Raw genomic sequence first — 23,131 nt, 5'->3', positions numbered from 1 at the left:
ACAGGCTCCTTACTGCATAATCCGATGCACCGAATAGACATCTTTCACCCGTTTGATCCGATCTACAACGGATTGCAGATGATCCGTATTACGAATCAGAATGGTGACGTGCACCAATGCTAATTTATTTTTATCTGTCCGTCCGGTAACGGCAGAGATATTGGTTTTACTTTCGGATACAGCCTGAAGTACCTCGTTGAGCAAGCCATTCCGATCATGACCTGTAATCTCAATATCCACACTGTAACTCGCTTCGATATTTTCTTCCCACTCGACCTCAATAACACGTGCTGCTTCTTCTCCGTCTGCACTTGTCGGAATATTTGGACAGTCACTACGGTGCACGGAAACGCCGCGTCCGCGTGTAACGTATCCGATAATGTCATCCCCAGGCACAGGATTACAGCATCGTGCGAATCGAACCAGCAGATTATCGATGCCCTTGACACGAATGCCGTTGGTTGGTCGATTTCTCCGTTCAGGTGCAGGTTTCAGTTCGCGCATCTCGGAATTTAATTCCAGCAAACTGGACTCTTCCTGCTCTTTACGCAGTTTTTCGGTTGCTTTGGTTACGATCTGTGCAGCAGTAATCCCACCGAAGCCAACAGCCGCAAGCATGTCCTCAATATCGTTAAAAGCATATTTTTTGGCAGCTTCCATCAACTTGTCATCCGTCATCCACGCAGAAGGATCAAGCCCCATGCGTTTCAATTCACGCTCACAGCTCTCCCGACCTTTTTCAACGTTTTCTTCACGGCGTTCCTTCTTGAACCATTGTTTAATCTTTGCTCGTGCATGAGAAGATTTCGCAATTTTCAGCCAGTCCTGGCTAGGTCCGTAAGAATGTTTGGATGTCAAAATTTCAATGATATCGCCTGTCTTTAGATGGTAATCAAGCGGAACAATTCGGCCGTTCACTTTGGCACCGATGGTGCGATTACCAACCTCCGTATGGATACGATAAGCAAAATCCAAAGGAACAGAGCCAATTGGCAATTCGATGACTTCTCCTTTTGGCGTAAATACAAATACAAGATCCGAGAAGAAATCCATTTTGAGTGACTCTACGAATTCCGAAGCATCCTGTGCTTCGTTTTGAAGTTCAAGAATTTCACGGAAGAACGTAATCTTATCTTCAAAATGATTTCCGTTTGCGGCGCCTTCTTTGTAGGCCCAGTGGGCAGCAATACCAAATTCAGCAGTCCGGTGCATATCCCATGTCCGGATCTGTACTTCCGTTGGTTCGCCATTGGGACCAACTACCGTTGTATGGAGCGATTGATACATATTTGCCTTAGGCATCGCAATGTAGTCTTTAAAGCGTCCAGGCATCGGTTTCCATAACGTGTGTATAATTCCTAGGGTAGCATAACAATCCTTGATGTTATCCACAATAATACGAATGGCAAGCAGATCGTAAATTTCGTTAAACTGCTTGTTTTTGGTGGTCATTTTCTTGAACACGCTGTAGATATGTTTCGGGCGGCCCGAAAGGTCTGCCTGAATCCCCATCTCATCGAGCTTGTTCGTAATTCCATCCATCACCGTATCAATATATTGCTCACGTTCCGCACGCTTTTTGTGCATCAGGTTCGCAATTCGGTAATATTGCTGCGGATTCAAATAACGGAGGGCGATGTCCTCCATTTCCCATTTGATCGCAGAGATACCCAAACGGTTCGCAATCGGACAGAAAATTTCCAGCGTCTCATATGAAATCCGGCGCTGGCTTTCTTCCGACTGAAACTTGAGTGTCCGCATATTATGCAGACGGTCAGCCAATTTGATCACGATGACACGGATGTCCTGCGCCATGGCGATGAACATTTTGCGGTAGTTCTCGTTCTGCTGTTCTTCCTTGGAGCGAAACTGAATACGTTCCAGCTTCGTCAAGCCGTCAACAAGCATGGCACACGTATTGCCGAAATGATTGCGGATCTCTTCAAGTGAGACCGTAGTATCCTCTACTACATCATGAAGAAGCGCTGCTATTATGGAGATGGTGTCCATCTGCATGTTCACAACAATGTCGGCAACCGCAAGCGGATGCAGAATATACGGTTCTCCCGATTTTCGCGTCTGTCCATGGTGGGCCTGATCAGCAAATTCGTAAGCTTCTCGTATGCGCACCAGATCGGGTTCTTTGATATATGCCCCGGCCTTCTCGAGTAATTGCTCTATGCCCATTCTGATCTGTTCCGTGTCCTTTCTATACCAAATGGAACCCGTGACATTGCTGCAACACAGGTTCCCCGTAAAAGTAATTTCCTATAATTATGACGCTTCGCCCGTTTCCCGTCAACTGCTGACGAATAAGAGCGCTTATCCAATTTTTATATTGGTGATCTGTATTACTTCCAACCCGTTTCCCTATGACTCACAGGGGATTGAATGTATTTCTTATTTCTTATATATTATTGCCGTTATCTGCTGAAATAGAAGGAAAATTCATGAAAATATAAATTCCATCACTCTGCTGCGTCAAAAATGTTATTGCTTAATTAAGAGAAACTCTGTAATCTATTGAAAGTTTGTGTTTCGGAAAAGGAGATGAAATTCATTGCAACGCGAAATTCAGGTTAATCAAAAGATGCCACTTGGCTCAGGTTCACTGCTTAGCCTTCAGCATTTATTTGCCATGTTTGGCAGTACGGTGCTTGTACCTAACCTGTTTGGTGTCGATCCAAGTATGATCCTGCTGATGAACGGAATTGGAACATTGTTGTACATACTGATGTGTAAAGGTAAGATTCCAGCATACCTTGGGTCAAGCTTTGCCTTTATTGCTCCTGTCACTTCAGTATTGAAAACACATCCAGAGAACGGTTATTCCATGGCACTTGGAGCGTTTATTATAACTGGACTCGTTTTCTGCCTGGTGGCTCTTATTATTAAATATGCCGGGACAGGATGGATCAACGTAGTCTTCCCACCAGCGGTTATGGGTGCCATTGTGGCCCTGATCGGTCTTGAGCTAGTACCTGTTGCAGCGCAAATGGCCGGATTGATTAATTCTGATCCTGTAGCTAATCCCAACTGGGTTCCTCAGGCCAAACCCATTATTTTATCCATGGCCACGCTTGGTATCACTGTTATTGGTGCCGTAACGTTCCGTGGATTTCCCAAAATCATTCATATTCTAATCGGAATTGTAGTTGGATATGTCCTTGGCTATTCTATGGGCCTGGTTGATAAACAAGCGATTGGAAACGCAGATTTCATCTCACTGCCAACCGTAACAACGCCTACATTTGACTGGTCCGTTATTTTCACCATTTTACCTGTAGCACTTGTCGTTATCGTAGAACATATTGGACATTTGCTTGTAACGAGCAGCATCGTGGGCAAAGATCTTTCAAAAGACCCGGGCCTTCATCGTTCCCTGCTTGGTAACGGGGTCTCCACCATTCTTTCGGGATTTGTAGGATCTACTCCCAATACAACCTACGGTGAGAACATCGGTGTAATGGCACTGACTCGCGTATACTCCACATATGTCATTGGCGGGGCAGCGGTTATTGCAATCGTGCTCTCCTTCTCAGGAACATTCTCGGCGCTTGTAGCCAACATTCCTGTGCCTGTTATGGGTGGGGTATCACTACTTCTCTTCGGGGTTATTGCAGCATCCGGTCTGCGTATTCTTGTAGAACAGAAAGTCGATTTTGCCAAACCGACCAATCTACTGCTTACTACACTTGTACTGGTCATTGGACTAAGTGGTACAGAAGTTACCTTCTACGGGGTTCATCTGAAAGGGATGGCTCTGGCAACCATCGTCGGAATTCTCATGAGCTTGTTGTTCAAACTGTTTGAAGTACTGGGTTGGTTGAATGAAGATTCGCAAAAACAGCCTGTCACTGAAAAAACGCCCGATTAATTTCACCGTATAAATATCAAAAAGCCTGTTCTCTCCAACCTTAACGGATGGATAGAACAGGCTTTTTCATAATCATTAATGCTGTATATTATTTCCCGGGAAACGGAAAAAGCAATTCATGTTTCATCACAGCGATACATGTGGAGATTTTTCAGCTTAATAATTCATCAATGTGAATACATCGATTTCAGGCAATTTAGCACGACCATTCAGATCAGACAGCTCGATCAGGAAGGCAGCACCTACAACTTTCCCACCCAATTGTTCAATCAAGTTGATGGAAGTTGCAATCGTTCCACCCGTTGCGAGCAGATCATCTGCGATCAGGACATTTTGACCTTTCTCAATCGCATCCGTGTGCATAGCGAGTGTATCCTTGCCATACTCGAGATCATAACCGACTTCAATCGTCTCTCCAGGCAGTTTTCCACTTTTGCGGATCGGAGCAAAACCGACACCAAGAGCGTACGCCAGAGGGGCGCCCACAACGAAACCACGTGCTTCAGGTCCAGCAATGACATCAATTTTGAGATCAGAAACCATCACTTTCAGTTCATTGATCGCATTGCGGTACATTTCTCCATCCTTCAACAATGTCGTAATGTCCTTAAAGCTGATTCCCGGTTGTGGAAAGTCAGGAATGACACGAATATAATCTTTAAAATCCAAAATAATCTCCTCCTAAAATAAATACACAAACTTCCATCTAAGATACGCCCTTCATCCGGGATATCATCCATTGTGTCAGTTGCGGTGTGGCTGCATCCAGCATCACCTGTTCGATCTCAGCCATGTTTTCGAGCGCCTGATAATGACGTGAAGCGGTTAGTTCACGCTTAGGCGGGTTATCCACAAACGCAATTTTTCCGTTATCACGGGTAATGAAGGATAACTCCTCGAATACATCCAACATCATCGTAATCATGCGCGGCGAACAACCACACTGACGACTAAGCACAGGAGTAATCTCTTGTTCCTCCACGGGTTCAGCTTTCCATTTCAACACCTGCATATAAATACGCTTAAAGAGTTCTCTGGAAGGCATCTGAAGGCGATCTCGGCGGTTGCCTGATCCGTGCAGAAGGATGATATTCTCAGCTCCACTGAACAAAGCCAGCATGGCATCAAGTTGTTCAGGGGTTTCCGGCGTATCAAACACAAATAACGTCCGGACTTGTTCCTGTCCATAATGCTTTGCAGCAGCATTACACGGAAATAACCCGACCTTTCTATCATATACCCAAAGGCAAGGTTCATACAATGAATTTCCCTCGGAAACGTCGGTTTCTTTCCGAACAATAGCACCAACAGAACCTGATTTGTATCGCAGATGCACCTCAAGTGAACTCAAGAAATGCTTCATCGCGTTCAATGGCTCGGCATTACCGCGCAAATCAAACACTTGAACCTGAGGAACATGAATGTCCTGAAGCATCAGTTGAGGTTTTCTCATCCCATTCCATTCATTAATGGACAGTTCTCCCATCACATCAATAATGGAACCTGGCAGAAGAAACTCTGCTAACGCTCCCTTGCCAAAAGCGACGGTTTCCAGTTGCTGACCATCCTGTTCCAGAACCAATTTCAGATGGCGTTTCTCTCGTCCCATCGTTCTGGTTTCCTTCACAGTCACACTTCTCAATACAAACCGCGGCGAGGGATTGCTCATCCCAAAAGGCTGCAATCTGTCGATCTCCTGAATCACTTTCAGCGGAACATCGCTGATTCTGCATTCATCATCCGCAAGACGCTGAGGTACAAAGTCCTCTTCAGTCAACACCGATGCAGCAAACTCATTCAAACCAGCCTCAAGTTCTTCCAGCTGATCCCGATGCAGCGTCATACCTGCTGCAGCAGGATGTCCCCCGTAATGGTCCATGGTGTGTTTATTGACTGTGAGCGCCTCATAGATATCCAAGCCCTCAATGGAGCGCGCAGAGCCCTTGCAGACACCGCTCTCTGGATCGATCCCAAGAATAAGTGTAGGTCGGTAATAACGCTCCAGCAATTTGGAAGCCACAATACCAACCACGCCAACATTCCAGCCCTCACCAGCCAGTACGATTACATCCGGAACGGATCCTGAACGAAGCTGTATCTTTTGTTCCAGCTGTGCAGTTGCTTCTTGTAATATGCCCTCTACGACTTGCTGCCGCTCCCGATTCAATAGATCAAGCTGGCCCGCAAGCATATGAGCTTCATCCAGATTCTCGGTGGTGAGAAGAGATACCGCTCTCCCGGCATGATCCAAACGTCCACTGGCATTAATACGAGGCGCCATGGCAAAGGCAATATTAATTGAAGTCACCTGACTCTGATCCACACCACTGATCTCCAGCAATGCACTTACACCGGGAAGACGTGAACCACGCATCGATTCTATTCCATAACTGACGATAACCCGGTTCTCCCCTTCCAAAGGCATCAGATCGGCCACGGTGCCGATGGCTGCAATCTCCATCCATTCACCGGGCACTTCCCCGATTAATGCCTGAGCGAGCTTTAGGGCTACTCCCGCTCCGGCCAAACCTTTAAAAGGATATGGACATCCCGGAAGTTTAGGGTTAATCAGCGTAAAGGCTTCTGGCAAAATTTCAGGCGGCTCGTGGTGGTCGGTCACAATGACTTCGATGCCCAGTGTTGCCGCATAGGCAATCTGTTCAACAGCACTGATTCCGGTATCTACGGTAATAATCAATGAGACGCCTTGTTGATGGGCCCAATCCAACGCATGATTGTGCAACCCATACCCTTCATTCGATCGATGAGGGATATATATATCGTACGAGGCTCCGAGATGACGCATCAAATGGATCATGAGCGATGTGCTGGATACGCCATCGGCGTCATAATCCCCGTAAATCAAAATATGTTCTTCCCGCTCCAAAGCCAGCTTGATTCGAGGCACAGCTTCATTCATGCCAAGTAACAGATAAGGATCATGCATCTGATTCAGATCAGGATGCAAAAAACGTTCGGCCTCCTTCTCATTGTGCACTCCTCGACTCACAAGCAAACGTCCAACAAGGGGGGAAACGGAAAGCGCCTGCGAGAGTCCCGCAGCCGCCTCCAAATCGATATTAGGTGTATTCCACCGGTATTGCGAATAAAGCAATGATAACGCTCCTTTCCTGATCTACTGGACCCGCGCTTCACTATTGAATTAATGTCGCTTCGTGATCGGGCAGTTCATGATTGGATTTATAAGGATAGCCAGGATCATAAGGTATCGCTTGAATCTGTACTTCTTTCACATGACTGAAACGGGTTAGCAGCAGTGTCTTGGCCCGATTTGCAATCTCCTGTGCCTCCAGTATCGAGATCCTCGGATTCACACTAATGACCAGCTCAATCGTAACGTCATGTTCCTGTTCACGTGCAACCAAATGCTCAATGGTAATGATGCCATATACCCGCTGTACAGTCTCTTTGAAATCGGACGCTTCTTCCTGCTCCAGTTCCTGAACAAGTGAACCATACACGGTGTCCACAATCATTCGGTAACCCTTGTGAAGCACAAAACAGGAAGCAATTAACGCAGCCGTGGGGTCCAGGTAGAGCAGCATGCTCAGACCCGTCTCTTCACCAGCCATCGATCCTATAATGCCGATTAACACGGTGAGAGAGCAATAGAGCGCACGACGATGTTGCTGTGCATAGGCCAGCGCCTGAGACTGGTTTCGTTTACGGAAATATCTGTACTGAAATTGAAAAATCGCTTCTTTTACAGCCAGCGCTGCAACAGCCACCAAAAGTACCGACTTGCCAGGTGCTTCCGGTTCACTTCCCGAGAGGCTACCCAACGCGGAGATGGCAAGCTGTAATCCCCCCATGAGGATCAGCACAGATAACAATACTGAGATTCCAGGTCTAGCAACACGTGAATGTTCTTTAAACCGTTCCCTGCGAGCCTTGCCCTTATCGCGTACAGACTTGGAGGGAAAGAGACCAGCCAGGGCAGAACCAGCTTCAGAAGCAGAATACAAGCCGTCAGCTAGCAATGATTTGCTGTTTGCCATATAACCGACTCCCGCTTTGATCACCGCAAGTCCCATATTACCAGCAATACCACTCCATGTGGCAGCCTGAGCAGATGGGATATGTTCTCTGGTCATGAATATTCCCCCTTAATTCTGTACATAAAGTTGCAAAACCGCGCCTGGCAGACGCGGCTTCACAATAAAATGTTTAGTTAGATTCTTTAGCCACAGCTTTGGGCTTGTTGACTTGTTTACCTTTGAGCGTGAACCATAGTGGTGCCGCAATAAAGATTGAAGAGTAGGCGCCGAACAGTGTTCCGATCACCATCGCAAGTGAGAACATACGAATGGATTCTCCACCAAATATGAACAAACAAAGTGAAGCAACAAAAACTGTAAATGTTGTATTTAGTGAACGAGTCATTGTTTGTGACAAACTGCGATTGACTACCTCACGCAAATCGGCTTTGGATGTCTTTTTGGCAAATCGCAAATTCTCACGAATTCGGTCAAAGATAACGATAGTATCGTTAATCGAGAAACCAACAATAGTAAGAACGGCAGTAATAAAGGTCAGATCCACTTCCAATCGGAAGATCGAGAATACGCTTATGACGACAAATGCATCATGGAACAGTGAAACCACTGCTGCCAAAGCAAAACGCCACTCAAACCGGATCGCAACATAGATCATGATCCCGATACTTGCAATGAGTACCGCATAGATGGCATTGCGTTCCAATTCTTTGGCCATCTCCGGATCAACAGTATTTACTTCATAAGAAGCTGAAGCATCCAGTTTGGTAAATTCTTGTTTAAATTTACTCTCTTGTGTCTCATCCAATTCATTGGAGAAACGAACATTTACACGGTCAGCCCCCGGTGTGATGGTAACATCACCCTCATCAACACCGATGTCCTTAACAATAGGTTTAATCTGCTCCGCTGTGATTGCTTTGGATACCGTGATATCCACATTTGATCCAGCACGGAAATCAACCGCGTAATTCAAACCCAAAGCCAGAATGCTGACAATCCCCGTAACCGTGAGAATAATCGAGAAGATATAGGCAATCTTACTGCCTTTAATATAATCAAAATTCCAATTAAAGCGCACGAATTTCACTCTCCTTCACTCCGAAGTACTTAGGCTTCTTCAACACGTTACCCCGTACAAGCAGGGTCAACAGGAAGCGGGAGAAGAAAATATTCGTGATAATACTGGTGACAATGTCAAAAATCAGCACGAGTGCAAACCCTTTAACCGCACCTGTTCCCAAGAAGAACATAACAGCCGCGGCAATAATGGTTGTGATGTTGGAGTCAATAATCGTACGGAAGGAATGTTTACCACCCGCTTTAACCGAAGACAAGATCGACTTGCCACTCCGCATCTCTTCTTTAATCCGTTCATACGTGATGATATTGGCATCCACCGCCATCCCTATACCCAGGATAAATGCCGCAATACCTGGAAGAGTAAGCACGAATTCTCCTAAATAGAAGATTGCAAGTACCAGCCACGTATGTGTGATCAAGGCAAAACTAGCGATAATACCAGGAATGCGATAAAGCCCAATCATGAACACTAAAATAATAACGGAACCAATCAATCCCGCTTTAATGGTCTGATCCAGAGAAAGCTTACCGAGTGTTGCACCAACACTTTGTGAATACTTCTCTGTAAGTTTCAGTGGCAATGCACCCAGATTAATGGTGTCACGAAGCTGGTTTGCTTCATCACGTGTGTAGGCACCCGAAATCTGAGCGGAACCATCTGTCAACTGTTGTCTAACAGTTGGAGCAGAGAGCAACTCATCGTCCAAATAAATAGCGAGCGGTTGTCCGATCAAACGTTTGGTAATCTCGGAGAATTTGGCTTTGTCTTTCACTTGAATGTCAATCATCGGCTCATTCAATTGAGTGAATACAACTTTGGCTGCATTCTCAACAAATTCATTTCCGCGAAGTTCGATTTTGGTGTATTCGCCTTCCTTGTCATTCTCAGCTTTACTACGGAAGGTCAACACAGCCGGTTCTTTCATTTTGGCTCTAACTTCAGCCTCGTCTGTAACCCCTGCCAACTTCAAACGAATCCGATTGCTTCCTTCAGTGGTTACCTCCGGTTCGCTTGTTCCGAGCGCATTGGCGCGGCTTTCAAGACTTTTGGCCGTTTGCACCAAAGATGCTTTGGTGACTTGTTGACCTGCTTCGAGCGGCTCTGCTTCATATAAGATCTCGTAGCCTCCCTTTAAATCAAGGCCCAAGCGTATATTTTTGAGCAGCTCCGGGCTTGTTCCCACCATTACCCCTGTGGTGACAAGCACGACCAGAATGAAACTGATAATTCTTTTCATGCCGTTCCTAGATCCCCTTTCGTTCTCAATATTCCTATTATAGCGATGCCGTAAAAAGCAGTCAATTTTCAACAAAAAAGATCCCTTTCGTCTAGAAAGAGGACCCCCGGTATGCAGACACGGTCATAAAGTTCATAAAGCTTGTTGCTTTCAGTGACAAAATGTCGTTCACCAGCTGGTGAAGCGGTGGAATGCCCTGTTTTTCATATTTATGACTGACGCAATTCCAGACATCTTTGCTGGTGACATATTCGTAACCGACAAGCCTTAATTCCTCCGCCTTGCTACGGCAGAGCATCTCTATTGACTGTTCCAACTCCACATCATTCATTTCTTCCAACGGGGAGCCTCCCTTCGTACATCCAAGCCTTTATGCGGCATCAATATTACATCATTCGACTTCGCCCGATCATATTCCTTCTTGCTGATTATGGTTCTTTTTGTTAATCGTGTCCAAGTTGTCATGAGAAGATGAAGGACTGGCATAGGATGAAGAACAACGGCTTTGTCCCGTTTATGATGATAACCTGTACTTTCAACCGGGAAAGAGGGGTAGTCTTGAAGAAACAGACATTTATTCAGGGAGCCATGATCCTGCTCGCGGCAGGCATAATTAATCGAATACTTGGTTTCATTCCGCGGATTGCGCTGCCACGAGTCATCGGTGCAGAAGGTGTTGGCATCTACCAATTGAGCTATCCCTTTTTTATCGTACTGGTGACACTAATTACGGGGGGGATTCCGCTGGCCGTAGCCAAGCTTGTAGCCGAAGCTGACACTGGTGCCAATCGATATTCCCCCCAGCGAATCCTGCAAGTCAGCTTAAGCTTTACGTTGACGCTGGGTGTAGTATTCATGTTTTTGTGCATCCTTTTTGCACCCTGGGTTACCAAGTATGTGCTCACGGATGAGCGGGTGTACCATACGTTTGTTAGTATGAGCCCCATGATTGCCATTATCGCCGTATCATCCGTCTACAGAGGATACTTCCAAGGCAAGCAAAACATGATGCCTACTGCCATTTCATCCATTGTTGAAACGATCATTCGCATCATTTGTGTCATCTGGTTTGCCTGGCTTCTCCTCCCCCACGGTATTGCCCAAGCTGCTGCCGGTGCCATGCTGGGAGCGCTCGTTGGGGAATTTGGCGGTATGCTTGTACTCTTGTGGAAGTATCACAGGCAGAAGAAAGAGTTACCACTTGTTATGCAACAAAACATATCCAATCTCACAACCATACCGGTAGCCAAACCTTTAAACCCAATTCCTTCAGTTCTAAAAGACAATGGTGCTCCACAGCCCGGATTAATCCGGCGTTTGCTTGCAATCTCGGTTCCAGTTACAGCAGGCCGGTTGGTTGGTTCCCTATCCTATCTGGCCGAAACCATCGTAACTGCCCAGAGTCTGGCTATGGCAGGCATATCCAAAGGACTCGCTACAGCACAATATGGCGCATTGCAAGGTATGATTATTCCTTTGCTGCTGCTGCCGGGGGCACTGACTTCATCACTTGCGACATCACTTGTGCCCTCACTGTCTGAAGCTTCTGCGCAGGGAGATCGCGCATTGATTCACAAAAGAATGCATCAAGCCTTACGTTTGGCACTCGTGACAGGCGCTCCGTTTTCTGTGTTTATGTATGTGCTTGCCGAACCGATGTGTCTTGTCCTGTATAATGATGCATCGATTGGAAGCATGCTGAAGCTAATGGCTCCTTTTGCTTTGTTCATTTATATTCAAGCCCCTCTTCAAGCTGCATTACAAGCTCTAGACCGTCCAGGTAAAGCACTGCTGAATACATTTATCGGTGCTGTTATCAAAATTACGCTAATTTTAACGCTCGCTTCCCGGCCTGAATATGGGATCTTTGGTGCAGTCATCGCTATCTGTGTGAATTCTACTGTCGTTACGTTGTTACATGCTCAAAGTGTACGTAGTTTGCTACAGTTCCGCTTTAAAATTATGGATTGGGTCAAAACGGGGGCTGGAATGTTTATTATGGGAGCAGCAACCCTACTCGTGTACGAAGAAACTGCGATGTTATTGCCTTTCTGGCTTCGGATGCTTCTCGCTCCTCTTGTCGGGCTTATTGTGTATTTCATCGTCATGGGCTGGACCAAAATGATTGACTTTCATGATCTGTCCCGTGCTCCTTTGATCGGTTCATGGTTCAAACGTCGGTCAGGCAAATGAATTTTACTTTTTATCATCTTTTGGACTTACATATATCTTACCATTGTGGTCGATGGAGCATATAAATACATCTTTAAAATCCATAATTCCGTTTTGTTGAATTTGATTTTTCAGCCAAAATCTTGTTTTCTGGATGATCTCCAGATTCTGATCCTGAACTTTACCATCCATAATCAGGGGCAGTGGCAGACCTTCGTATTTGATATTTGAAAATCCGTTAAACTCATTTTTCCCTGCTTTGGATTTACTGGACGAAGCCCCTTCTGAATCAGAATTAGAGCCGGAAGAGTTGCTGTCGTTAGAAGCATTCTCATCCTTGGGAAAAACGGTCAGCTTACCTGTGGTCTCCAAAATGGCGAAATCAACATCACCGATACTGTCTACATTCTGTTCACGAAGTTGTTGTAATAGATCATCCAGGTTATATCGTTGCTTCCGCATCTCATCTCGGAGAAGAATACCTTTGGAGATCAAAACAGTAGGTTTGCCATCAATCATCAGACGAAGACGCCGACTTTTAAGACCAATAAAGGCCATTCCGATCTGTACGATGATCAAAGTAAGCATGGGGGCAATCCCATGAGAGAGTGGTTTATCAATATCTTCAATGACAAAAGCAGCCATTTCAGCAAGCATAATGGACACGACAAGATCAAACATGGATAGCTTACCAATCTCACGTTTACCCATAACCCTCATTGCACAGTACACCAGAAAGTACATGAGAATGGTTCGAAAGATATGTGATCCGACATCTGGGAAGTTCACAACAGGGGTCCTCCTTCGAAACTGAGTTTTTAACAGTTAGCCAGGTAGTGCAATCCCTATTTTGACCTGAACCATACAGGCTCATGCAGAAATAATCCGTTCATTTAATGGAAAACAGTTCATAAGTCCGAAGGCTTGACCATACACTGTATTAACTTCAAACTTGTACAAGGGGGTTGCTTCATGCAATTGATCCGCCGCTTGGTTTCGTTTCGAGTGTCCAATCCGATTCTGTCAGGCCTCTGTCAGGCTTTTGTATGGATGTTCATCGGGGCATTGATTCTCTCCTTTTTTCTCTGGATGAGCGGAATGCGGGAACAGGACCTCTCGATGTATACCTATGTTGTTCATGGCTTATCCTTATTGGTCGGTGGTTTTGTGGCAGGCAAACGCTCTGGTGAAAAAGGATGGTACTATGGAGGAATTACCGGAATTGTATATGGACTCCTCGTACTTTTGATCGGATTTCTTGCGCTGGATGCTTCGTTTAATTGGAAAGATGGTTTACAACTGCTTAGCGCTTTCTTCATTTCAGCTCTCGGTGGCATGTTCGGCGTGAATACCCATCGTTCCTAACTAACTGATGAAGAACAACGACCTTCCCTCATAAAACAAAAAAAGAGAACCGGGTCTCCAGGGAGATCCGGTTCTCTGCTAGGGAATACGCCACAAACGCACCCCTGTTATTCTATGTTACAGTAACTATTCAGCAGCCGTGTCACGAGCTACAGCCGTGCTGATTGCATTACGATCAAAAGTCAATTTAGTTACATCGTTTACGCGCAATACAACCACATCATCCGTAATCTCAGCGATCGTACCGTGAAGGCCACCAATCGTTACAATTTTATCGCCCTTTTTCAATTGGCTCAGCATGGAATTCCGTTGCTTTTGCTTTTTGTTCTGTGGACGAATCATCAAGAAGTAGAAGATCGCAACCATGAGTACCAAAGGTACAATCAAAGATACAATTCCGCCGCCCGCTTGTGTTCCTGTTAGAGTCATTCCCTGAAACATTCAAACTCCCCCTTATCAACTATACATACAGATATTACTTGTTACGCCGGTTTCCTCAGAACCTCAATCAGAAACCTTTGTCATTGTCATGAAGACCATATTGATCGAAAAATTCATCCCGGAAATCAAGCAAACGATCTTCCATAATGGCTTTACGTACATTACGCATCAAATTCTGCAAGAAATGAAGATTATGGATCGTTGTCAAACGCAGGCCAAATGTTTCATCTGCTTTGATCAAATGACGCAGGTAAGCTCTGGAATAGTTGCGGCAAGTGTAGCAATCACATTCAGGATCTAATGGCCCAAAATCAGTTGCAAACTTGGCATTACGAATTACCAGACGTCCTTGACTGGTCATTGTTGTTCCGTTACGGGCAATCCGGGTAGGCAGAACACAATCGAACATGTCCACTCCACGAATAGACCCCTCAATCAACGCATCGGGCGAACCTACCCCCATCAAATAACGTGGTTTATTGGACGGCAACAAAGGTAACGTGTAATCCAATACACCATACATCAAATGTTTCGGCTCTCCAACACTCAGTCCACCAATAGCATACCCCGGGAAATCCATGGAAGTCAAATCTGCGGCGCTCTGACGGCGAAGATCTTCATGCATGCCTCCCTGTACGATGGCAAACAGACCTTGGTCATGCGGACGAGCATGACTTTCGAGACAACGTTCTGCCCAGCGGCTTGTTCTTTCGAGTGATTTTTTGACATATTCATATTCAGCCGGATATGGTGGGCACTCGTCAAACGCCATCATAATATCGGAGCCAAGTGCATTCTGGATTTCCATCGCGACTTCAGGAGAAAGGAACTTCTTATCTCCGTTCAAGTGGGAGCGGAAGTTAACGCCCTCTTCCGTAATCTTGCGCATCTCACTGAGAGAAAAGACTTGGAATCCGCCGCTGTCCGTCAGAATTGGACGATCCCAGTTCATGAACTTGTGCAATCCGCCAGCTTCACGAATGATTTCATGTCCTGGTCTCAGAAACAGGTGATACGTATTACTCAAAATAATTTGAGCATCCATTTCTTTCAACTCTTCAGGGCTCATTGTTTTTACAGTCGCCTGTGTACCTACAGGCATAAAGGTTGGTGTCTCAATAATACCGTGAGGTGTATGTACACGTCCCAGACGTGCACCGGATTGTTTGCAAGTTTTGATATGTTCATACGTAATTGCTGCCATTGGTTTTAATCATCCTCTAAAAGTTAATCGTTATTCCGTTATATTAATATATCAACATGGCATCGCCGAAGCTGAAGAACCGGTATTTCTCTTGGATGGCTTCCTCATATGCCTGCATAATATGTTCCCTGCCTGCAAGTGCACTAACCAACATAACCAACGTCGATTTCGGGAGATGAAAATTCGTAAGCATTCCATCGATCACTCTGAAGGAATAACCCGGATAGATGAAAATGCTGGTCCATCCGCTGCTCGCCTGCAGTAATCCATTCTCGAATTTGCTGCCTACCGTTTCCAACGTCCGGCAGCTCGTTGTCCCAACCGCAAAAACGCGACGCCCATTCTCTTTGGTCTGGTTAATCAGGTCTGCTGTTTCTTGTGACAAGGAGTAATACTCCTCATGCATGACATGATCTTCTACCACGTCTACCGACATCGGTCTGAACGTTCCCAGTCCTACGTGAAGTGTGATGAAAGCGACATTAACGCCTTTGGCACGAATCTGATCCAACAATTCATCTGTAAAATGTAATCCCGCTGTGGGTGCAGCCGCCGATCCTTCATGCTTGGCATACACGGTCTGATACCGTTCTCGGTCATCCAACGTCTCTTTGATATACGGTGGCAACGGCATCTCACCCAGGCGGTCCAGAATCTCCTGGAAGATTCCATCATACGTAAATGTAAGTGTACGTGCCCCCATCTCGCCTTCCTCTTCAATGATTGCCTTCAGTTCATCGCCAAATATGATCACCGAACCGGCTTTCAGCTTTTTACCCGGCTTAACCAGTGCTTCCCACTTGTCGCCTTCCACATTTTTAAGCAATAACACTTCTGCTTTTGCTCCGGTATCTTCTTTTGTACCGAACAGACGAGCTGGAAGAACACGTGTATCATTCAGAATCAACGTATCGCCAGACTCCAGAAAATCGATAATATCAGGAAACGTTTGATGATTAATCTCACCACTATCTTTGTTCAAGGTAAGCAACCGGGATGCCGTGCGATCAAGCAACGGCGTCTGTGCTATCAATTGCTCTGGTAATTCAAAATCATATAAGTTCACATTCATTTTAGTTTCATTCCTTAACAATAGTCGCATTTTGATAATAGTGTTTCAATATTGTCTGGTAATCATACCCTTCATCTGCCATGCCTTTGGCTCCCCATTGGGACAAGCCCAATCCGTGACCATTGCCCTGACCGATGAACATGTAAGTCTGACCCTGCGTTACCGCTCTCGCTTGACCATCACCACTCATAACTACAAGTGCATTACCGGATGACGTTCCTGTGCCGGAAGAAGACAATACAGAGGCACCATTTGAGCCGGTTTTACTGGCTGTTTTGCCGTCAGCGCCTAATACAGTATAACTTCCGGTCCCTGCAATATCAAATAGAGTGCTCGGTAATCCACCGAGCGCGGAGCGGTATGTATCGGCATATTTCACCGTCATGGCCTGTCCGTTGGCAGTGACTTCAAGTGCTCTTCCAGAAGGTCCACGCTTGGTTACTTCCAAGGTAGAGATTGAAGCAGGAACAGACGCTGTCGTTTTACCCTGAAGGGATTTAACCAACTGGGCAGAAGTGAAAGGTCCTCTCACCCAAGCATAGTCGTTGGATTGAGCCACTTTTGCCAGTACAACAGCTTCGGTGCCTGGATTCATTTTGGCTACAGGTTCAACGGTGGATTGAATTAACGGAATGGCGCGCACATTGGTATTCTGAGCCGTTACCGTCACTTTTGCCAGTCCCGCATTGGTCTTGGTCGTTAATTCTTTGATGTTATCCTCACGAATGTACCCGCTAACGCCTGAACTGAGCAGCACATGGTACCACGTATGTAATCCCGCCTGGGCTGATGTATCCCCCGAGCTAACTACATTCGTGAACACACCTGCTCCCCCATTCCATACCTCAGAAGGATGGGCCGTCTGGCCGCCCGCATTGGAGGAGAACACAGCTTCGATGATTTTGCCACCGCTTTTGACCACTTCTCCAGCCGTTGCATCCACTGCGCTGGTTACTTTATCGTTCTCCGAACCAATCCCGTTATAGGCTTGGCTGAGAGTTGTGTCCACGACGTTGGCAATTTTGAAACGATCCCCTTGTTGAAGCGCATAGGATCGAGCAGCTACAGCTTGAACTTTCAAAGCCTCAGCAGGCCAGGAGGAATACACCTCTGCCCCTACGACAGAGTACAGATATTGCTCCAGCGGGACGACATTGACCAACGCCAGATCACCGCTCACGATGCTGATTTCCATATCTCCACGATACGTTCGCTGGGAACGTTCCACTACTTTGATACCATTGTCATTCCCTTGCACCAATGCTTTGGAATCAGTACCTGCAATGGTGTAATGCGGAGCTGTTTTGATTGCATCCGTACTTAATCCTGCATCCTGGCGGATGATGAGCCCTGCACTATTGTTGACAGGCGTAAGGCTTACCCCTGGCGCTTTGGCTTCCACACTTTTCTTCAATGTGGATAATTCCGCATCTGTTGCAGCTTCACCTACCCATACCGCATATGCTTGGCTTCCTCCATTTAGTTGAAGGACTGGATAAGCACTGCTGACTCCTGTTGATAAAAGGGTGGCTTGTGCTGCCTCTGCTTCCTGAATCGAACCATAGGTTCCAGCAGACAGGCGTTTACTTCCCGTGACTGTTGGCTTTTGACCAGCCAGTTGAGCTGCTGCTACCTTTTGTACTCGTGTAACAGCTTGTCCAGCCAGTGCCTCCGTTGCATAGTTGCCTGTGTAGAGCTGGTAGATCGCATTTCCATTCACAGACGTTGTAAACAGTAACGGTTTGTCCGCGGTTGCCTGCAACAATTTTGCTGCTGCAGATGCTACCTTGAAATCCGCTGTTTCCAACACTTTCACTCTGAATCCATCTGCACTGAAACGGACCTGTCCTGCCGGAAGACTTACATTAGCACCACTCTCCGATTGGATGCTCCATTGTCCCGTCGATTCAAGCGTAATAAGTGGTGTAGTTGATTTATACGTACTGCCCAGATTCGCAAACATGGCTACACGGATTGTCTGTCCATCATTACCTGCTGCATACGCAGGCACTTGAAGACAACCCACTGTCAAAAGAGCTGCCGCCAGTACCTTCAATCGACGACTCCACTTCTTCGTTCGTATTGCTTTTCCCACATTCAGACTCCTCTCCATGCATTGCCTTCACTTTATATCGGATTAACACACGTAATATTTCAATGTTTATGGTGAACCTTTAATTGGTAAACGTTCAAATCGTGGACTTTCACCAGGCTCGATTATTTCCCGTCCCTTGGTGGAATAGGCAGACCCAAATGATGATAGGCAAGATCTGTTACAATCCTTCCCCTTGGGGTACGCTGAATCATCCCAATTTGCAGTAGATACGGTTCATATACATCCTCAATCGTCTGACTTTCTTCACCGATTGTAGCAGCAATGGTATCCAACCCTACCGGGCCTCCCCGGAAACTGTTGATCATCGATTTGAGCATCTTATGATCAATCTCATCCAGGCCACGCGGATCAATCTGGAGACGTTGCAGCGCTTCTTCCGCCAGTGTCTGTGTGATAATCCCATCACCACGTACCTGTGCAAAGTCGCGTACTCGTTTTAGCAAACGGTTCGCGATTCTCGGTGTCCCACGTGAGCGCAATGCAATCTCTTCCGCAGCATCTCCCACAATCTCCACACCCAAAATTTCGGTAGAGCGTGAGACGATGTAAGCAAGCTCATCAACCGTATAGAATTCCAAGCGACTGATAACACCAAATCGGTCTCGAAGTGGCGCAGACAACAAGCCAGCGCGCGTTGTAGCCCCAATCAGAGTGAATGGCGGCAGATCCAGCCGAACGGAACGAGCACTTGGACCTTTACCAATCATAATATCCAATGCGGAATCTTCCATAGCGGGGTACATAACTTCTTCGACCGTACGATGCAAACGATGAATCTCGTCAATAAACAGGACATCGCCTTCCTGCAGATTGGTTAACAATGCTGCAAGATCACCCGGGCGTTCAATGGCCGGGCCTGACGTAGTTCGTAAATTAACGCCCAATTCGTTGGCAATAATGTTGGCAAGTGTTGTTTTACCAAGTCCAGGTGGTCCATATAACAAAACGTGATCCAATGCCTCATTACGAAATTTGGCAGCTTCAATATATATCTTTAAATTTTCCTTCACCTGATTCTGCCCGATATATTCATTCAAATACCGGGGACGAAGACTCAGCTCAACATTCTGGTCCTCCATCATCAGGTTCGCGGAAATAATCCGATCATCCATGTTCATCCCTACCTTTTTTTGCAGGCTACAGCTATATTATAATATGCAAATTGTATTATCCCGTAAACAGCATTTGCAGCGCCTTTTTCATCAACACATCAACAGAATCCGCTGTAGTAACATCCTTTTTCAATTTGAGCCATACTTTATCAAGCTCACTGTCAGTATACCCAAGTGCCTTGAGACCTTCACGTGCCTCATCCCAGGCTGAACCACTTCCCGACTCTTCCGATGGAGGAGCGAACAAACCTGTTGCATACGCTGCCGCGCCAAAACTATCCAGCTTATCCTTGAGATCCAGAATCATGCGTTGTGCAGTCTTCTTGCCGATGCCTGGCAATTTGGTCAAGAACGTAAGATTCTCCTGGTAAATCGCCGTAACCACATGTTCTGGTGTACCTCCAGCCAGTATACCCAGTGCCACTTTTGGACCGATACCAGATACTTCAATCAGTTTACGGAACAAACGCTGCTCATCCCGTGTCACAAATCCAAACAGCAACATTGCATCCTCACGCACATGATGGTGAGTGTACACAATAATTTCGCCTTCTTGCTTGGCAAACGCAAATGGATTCGGACAGAATACGCGATATCCAACACCCTGTACATCCAGCACAATATAATCATTCTCTACATGAATGAACTGTCCTCTTAGAAAATCAATCATTTTCGCAATACCTCATTCAACTTGGAATTTAATGTATAAGAGTGTGCGTGGCACACAGCTACAGCCAATGCATCCGCTACGTCATCCGGTTTAGGAACGACTTGAAGACGCAAGAACATTTTGACCATCTCCTGTACTTGCTTCTTCTCCGCCTTACCGTACCCCACGACGGCCTGCTTGATCTGCATTGGCGTATACTCTGCAATAGGCAAACCCTTCTGTGCGGCAGCGAGTACCATGACTCCTCTAGCCTGACTGACAGACATCGCTGTTGTAACGTTCCGATTGAAAAAAAGTTTCTCGAGCGCTACTGCGTCCGGTTTGTATTTATCAATCAATTGCACCATACCTTCATATACGTGAAGCAACCGTTCCTCTTCAGGTGTATGGGCTTCCGTCTGAATACATCCATATTGTACGGGTACCACCTTACTGCCGATTTTATCCACAAAACCAAAACCAACAATCGCAATCCCCGGGTCAATTCCCAAAAAACGCAAAACCATCTCTCCCTCACAAAAGCGAACATATGTATCGTTCATTTCATTATAACAAAAGATAGACCCTGCGGCAGGAAAAACTTTGTCTAACCCATTACTCGTCTTTATTCGTGCTTCTTTTCAGGTATATTTGCATTTTAATTGTATTTTCGGTTCAAACGACAAAAAGGACATCTCTTCGATGTCCTTCATCATATTCCTTTGGATTCTATCGCTTAGTATTGTAAGCCGCGAATGTTAACCCCCACCATTTTTCAGTACTTCAGCATTTTAATACCTATATGTGAGAAAGGTTCGATTATCCGCCATTTCGGATTAAATGGTGATCTTCATCCACGGCATAGTCACTAAACGTAGAGATTACGCTATCATATTCATCCTTGTCCTGAATGCGAATACCCTGTTGCAATTGCTCCAGTACCCCTTCAGGCAAAGAACTTTCCAACGTCCCAACATCCAACTGAAAAAACGTACGAATAACCTTCTCCTCTGCAGGCTTACCCTCGTACAAATTAAGGTTCCCTACAGCATCTATGCTGATATAAGCCTGCTGTTTACATAGCGGTGAAAGGTCATCTACACGTTGCTTCAAATGCAACTCATCTGATGTTCCAACGCTAGCATCCCATTCCGGGTGTTGAGCCAGCAGCATCTTCAACTGTGCTCTAGCCATCTTGCCTAACTGCTCTGTCTCCACTCCGCAGATGTACTGTGTTTCCAAAACCACACTTGTTAAATGATCCGGATCAGAATTAAGTTGCTCTACTAACACCTGAATCTCCTGTTCAGATCTTGCTTCCTGCGTAACAGGTCCCATCACACTGGTTGCCTCACTAAAATTAGTTGTCAGCAAACGCTCAATCGCCGATGAGATAGACAACCCGCTGTAAGCCAATATCGTAACTGCAAGCAGAGCCGCCGTCATCCATACTGTTCGTTTCCACCGTCGCCAGCGTCTCTTGAATTGTTTTCTGAAGTTAAACGTGTTCACATGAACCCCTTCTATCACTTTTTAAACCTATTGTGACCTAAAGGACGAAGCTTTATGCAAAACTTACTTGTCGTCTGAAGAGGGAACCCACATGGGTCAGGTATGAGAATGTTTCATAGTTAATAATAAACCTGCATTTATAGAATCATATATAGATAAATATAAAAAAAGCACTATCTAATTATAGATAGTGCTTTTAGAGATCGGGATGACACGATTTGAACATGCGACCCCCTGGTCCCAAACCAGGTGCTCTACCAAGCTGAGCTACATCCCGATACTTATGAAAATAATGGCGCGCCCTGAGAGATTCGAACTCCCGGCCTTTTGATTCGTAGTCAAACGCTCTATCCAGCTGAGCTAAGGGCGCAAATAATGGAGCGGAAGACGGGAATCGAACCCGCGACCCTCGCCTTGGCAAGGCGATGCTCTACCGCTGAGCCACTTCCGCATACGGTATTCATAAGTATAAAAATGGCGGAACCGACGGGATTCGAACCCGCGATCTCCTGCGTGACAGGCAGGCATGTTAGGCCAACTACACCACGGTTCCAGATCTCTTTCCAAAGGAAAGTTTAATTGCGGGGGCAGGATTTGAACCTGCGGCCTTCGGGTTATGAGCCCGACGAGCTACCGGGCTGCTCCACCCCGCGTCGTTATAAAGTTATATGGTGGAGGCTGAGGGGATCGAACCCCCGACCCTCTGCTTGTAAGGCAGATGCTCTCCCAGCTGAGCTAAGCCTCCATAATATGACCCGTAGGGGATACTCTCACTTCGTTCGAGACTGCGAAGCAGTTGCTAACGAAGTACATCCTCCGACGAACCTTTGGGATTCTAATCCCTTTTTGAAGCTATAAATATAGCTATGACCCGTAGGGGATTCGAACCCCTGTTACCTCCGTGAAAGGGAGGTGTCTTAACCCCTTGACCAACGGGCCTTAATGGCTCCCCGAACAGGGCTCGAACCTGTGACAACTCGATTAACAGTCGAGTGCTCTACCAACTGAGCTATCAGGGAATAATATGCATTTGCAGTGCAAATGCAATTCATCGTACAACGTCCACATGCAGAGCCTGTTTTCTATGTATGATGAAAGAGTTCGTTTGGCGGCGTCCTACTCTCCCAGGACCCTGCGGTCCAAGTACCATCGGCGCTAGAGGGCTTAACGGTCGTGTTCGGGATGGGTACGTGTGGAACCCCTCCGCCATCGCCACCAAACGCGTAGCTTACATTTCAGAGTGTTGTTCTCTGAAAACTAGATTCGAAACGAAA

Annotated in this window: 19 protein-coding genes, 8 tRNA genes and 1 rRNA gene; 3 read left to right on the top strand and 25 right to left on the bottom strand. The window is 46.1% G+C overall.

Going from position 1 to position 23,131, the window contains the following annotated elements; all coding sequences use genetic code 11:
- Positions 1 to 9: 9 nt before the first annotated feature.
- Positions 10 to 2,187: a RelA/SpoT family protein gene (locus ACE3K2_RS15760; RefSeq protein WP_421891949.1), complete on the bottom strand. Its 2,178-nt coding sequence runs from the start codon at positions 2,185 to 2,187 to the stop codon at positions 10 to 12.
- 373 nt (positions 2,188 to 2,560) lie between these two features.
- Here ACE3K2_RS15760 and uraA point away from each other — a divergent pair, with 373 nt between their 5' ends.
- Complete coding sequence (gene uraA, locus ACE3K2_RS15755) at positions 2,561 to 3,877, top strand: uracil permease (protein WP_421891946.1); 1,317 nt, start codon at positions 2,561 to 2,563, stop codon at positions 3,875 to 3,877.
- Between the two features lie 156 nt (positions 3,878 to 4,033).
- On the opposite strand, the gene ACE3K2_RS15750 is transcribed toward uraA, so the two are convergent.
- The 6 genes from ACE3K2_RS15750 to ACE3K2_RS15725 form a co-directional block, all read right to left on the bottom strand.
- A complete protein-coding gene (locus tag ACE3K2_RS15750) occupies positions 4,034 to 4,546 on the bottom strand; it encodes an adenine phosphoribosyltransferase (protein WP_017686780.1) in 513 nt (170 codons plus the stop codon).
- Positions 4,547 to 4,583: 37 nt separating this feature from the next.
- Positions 4,584 to 6,992, bottom strand: a complete 2,409-nt coding sequence (recJ, locus tag ACE3K2_RS15745) for a single-stranded-DNA-specific exonuclease RecJ (RefSeq protein ID WP_421891943.1) — start codon at positions 6,990 to 6,992, stop codon at positions 4,584 to 4,586.
- Between the two features lie 40 nt (positions 6,993 to 7,032).
- Positions 7,033 to 7,992: a cation diffusion facilitator family transporter gene (locus ACE3K2_RS15740; RefSeq protein ID WP_421891940.1), complete on the bottom strand. Its 960-nt coding sequence runs from the start codon at positions 7,990 to 7,992 to the stop codon at positions 7,033 to 7,035.
- 73 nt (positions 7,993 to 8,065) lie between these two features.
- Positions 8,066 to 8,974, bottom strand: coding sequence for a protein translocase subunit SecF (secF, locus tag ACE3K2_RS15735; RefSeq protein ID WP_421891937.1), 909 nt, complete (start codon positions 8,972 to 8,974; stop codon positions 8,066 to 8,068).
- On the bottom strand, positions 8,964 to 10,214 hold the full coding sequence (secD, locus tag ACE3K2_RS15730; protein WP_051447453.1) for a protein translocase subunit SecD: 1,251 nt from the start codon (positions 10,212 to 10,214) through the stop codon (positions 8,964 to 8,966). Before secD ends, secF begins: the two co-directional genes overlap by 11 nt.
- Before the next feature lie 91 nt (positions 10,215 to 10,305).
- Positions 10,306 to 10,545 (bottom strand): post-transcriptional regulator, encoded by a 240-nt coding sequence (locus tag ACE3K2_RS15725; RefSeq protein WP_036617497.1) that lies wholly within the window; start codon positions 10,543 to 10,545, stop codon positions 10,306 to 10,308.
- A 227-nt stretch (positions 10,546 to 10,772) separates the two neighbouring features.
- Between ACE3K2_RS15725 and spoVB the strand changes: the two genes are divergently transcribed.
- Positions 10,773 to 12,407 (top strand): stage V sporulation protein B, encoded by a 1,635-nt coding sequence (gene spoVB, locus ACE3K2_RS15720; protein WP_421891934.1) that lies wholly within the window; start codon positions 10,773 to 10,775, stop codon positions 12,405 to 12,407.
- Positions 12,408 to 12,410: 3 nt separating this feature from the next.
- On the opposite strand, the gene ACE3K2_RS15715 is transcribed toward spoVB, so the two are convergent.
- Positions 12,411 to 13,130: a YetF domain-containing protein gene (locus ACE3K2_RS15715; protein WP_421892943.1), complete on the bottom strand. Its 720-nt coding sequence runs from the start codon at positions 13,128 to 13,130 to the stop codon at positions 12,411 to 12,413.
- Between the two features lie 228 nt (positions 13,131 to 13,358).
- On the opposite strand from ACE3K2_RS15715, the gene ACE3K2_RS15710 reads away from it, so the two are divergent.
- Positions 13,359 to 13,751, top strand: coding sequence for a TIGR04086 family membrane protein (locus ACE3K2_RS15710; protein WP_421891930.1), 393 nt, complete (start codon positions 13,359 to 13,361; stop codon positions 13,749 to 13,751).
- A gap of 126 nt (positions 13,752 to 13,877) precedes the next feature.
- Here the strand turns inward: ACE3K2_RS15710 and yajC are convergent, their stop codons facing one another.
- From yajC to rrf, 17 genes are all read right to left on the bottom strand, one after another.
- Positions 13,878 to 14,192, bottom strand: a complete 315-nt coding sequence (yajC, locus tag ACE3K2_RS15705) for a preprotein translocase subunit YajC (protein ID WP_421891927.1) — start codon at positions 14,190 to 14,192, stop codon at positions 13,878 to 13,880.
- A gap of 67 nt (positions 14,193 to 14,259) precedes the next feature.
- Positions 14,260 to 15,396 (bottom strand): tRNA guanosine(34) transglycosylase Tgt, encoded by a 1,137-nt coding sequence (gene tgt, locus ACE3K2_RS15700; protein ID WP_017686770.1) that lies wholly within the window; start codon positions 15,394 to 15,396, stop codon positions 14,260 to 14,262.
- A 43-nt stretch (positions 15,397 to 15,439) separates the two neighbouring features.
- Positions 15,440 to 16,468, bottom strand: coding sequence for a tRNA preQ1(34) S-adenosylmethionine ribosyltransferase-isomerase QueA (gene queA / locus ACE3K2_RS15695; RefSeq protein ID WP_421891924.1), 1,029 nt, complete (start codon positions 16,466 to 16,468; stop codon positions 15,440 to 15,442).
- A 7-nt stretch (positions 16,469 to 16,475) separates the two neighbouring features.
- A complete protein-coding gene (locus tag ACE3K2_RS15690; RefSeq protein ID WP_421891921.1) occupies positions 16,476 to 18,581 on the bottom strand; it encodes a SpoIID/LytB domain-containing protein in 2,106 nt (701 codons plus the stop codon).
- Positions 18,582 to 18,685: 104 nt separating this feature from the next.
- Positions 18,686 to 19,696: a Holliday junction branch migration DNA helicase RuvB gene (gene ruvB / locus ACE3K2_RS15685; protein WP_421891918.1), complete on the bottom strand. Its 1,011-nt coding sequence runs from the start codon at positions 19,694 to 19,696 to the stop codon at positions 18,686 to 18,688.
- Positions 19,697 to 19,751: 55 nt separating this feature from the next.
- Complete coding sequence (gene ruvA, locus ACE3K2_RS15680; RefSeq protein WP_421891915.1) at positions 19,752 to 20,366, bottom strand: Holliday junction branch migration protein RuvA; 615 nt, start codon at positions 20,364 to 20,366, stop codon at positions 19,752 to 19,754.
- Entirely contained in the window at positions 20,363 to 20,866 is a 504-nt protein-coding gene (gene ruvC, locus ACE3K2_RS15675) for a crossover junction endodeoxyribonuclease RuvC (protein WP_017686765.1), read from the bottom strand. The genes ruvA and ruvC overlap by 4 nt, the downstream gene beginning before the upstream one ends.
- Positions 20,867 to 21,164: 298 nt before the next feature.
- Positions 21,165 to 21,857: a BofC C-terminal domain-containing protein gene (locus ACE3K2_RS15670; protein ID WP_421891913.1), complete on the bottom strand. Its 693-nt coding sequence runs from the start codon at positions 21,855 to 21,857 to the stop codon at positions 21,165 to 21,167.
- A 203-nt stretch (positions 21,858 to 22,060) separates the two neighbouring features.
- Positions 22,061 to 22,134: transfer RNA gene (locus ACE3K2_RS15665), tRNA-Pro, on the bottom strand.
- A 16-nt stretch (positions 22,135 to 22,150) separates the two neighbouring features.
- A tRNA-Arg gene (locus ACE3K2_RS15660) sits at positions 22,151 to 22,227 on the bottom strand.
- A 6-nt stretch (positions 22,228 to 22,233) separates the two neighbouring features.
- Positions 22,234 to 22,308 (bottom strand) — tRNA-Gly (locus ACE3K2_RS15655).
- Between the two features lie 24 nt (positions 22,309 to 22,332).
- Positions 22,333 to 22,410, bottom strand: a tRNA-Asp gene (locus ACE3K2_RS15650).
- Between the two features lie 26 nt (positions 22,411 to 22,436).
- Positions 22,437 to 22,510: transfer RNA gene (locus tag ACE3K2_RS15645), tRNA-Met, on the bottom strand.
- A 16-nt stretch (positions 22,511 to 22,526) separates the two neighbouring features.
- Positions 22,527 to 22,602: transfer RNA gene (locus tag ACE3K2_RS15640), tRNA-Val, on the bottom strand.
- Positions 22,603 to 22,724: 122 nt separating this feature from the next.
- A tRNA-Glu gene (locus tag ACE3K2_RS15635) sits at positions 22,725 to 22,796 on the bottom strand.
- Between the two features lie 4 nt (positions 22,797 to 22,800).
- A tRNA-Asn gene (locus tag ACE3K2_RS15630) sits at positions 22,801 to 22,876 on the bottom strand.
- 84 nt (positions 22,877 to 22,960) lie between these two features.
- Positions 22,961 to 23,077, bottom strand: a 5S ribosomal RNA gene (rrf, locus tag ACE3K2_RS15625).
- Positions 23,078 to 23,131 lie beyond the last annotated feature (54 nt).

This window comes from Paenibacillus sp., assembly GCF_048976745.1.
Taxonomy (GTDB): domain Bacteria; phylum Bacillota; class Bacilli; order Paenibacillales; family Paenibacillaceae; genus Paenibacillus.
This window is presented reverse-complemented; position numbering and strand designations above follow the sequence as displayed.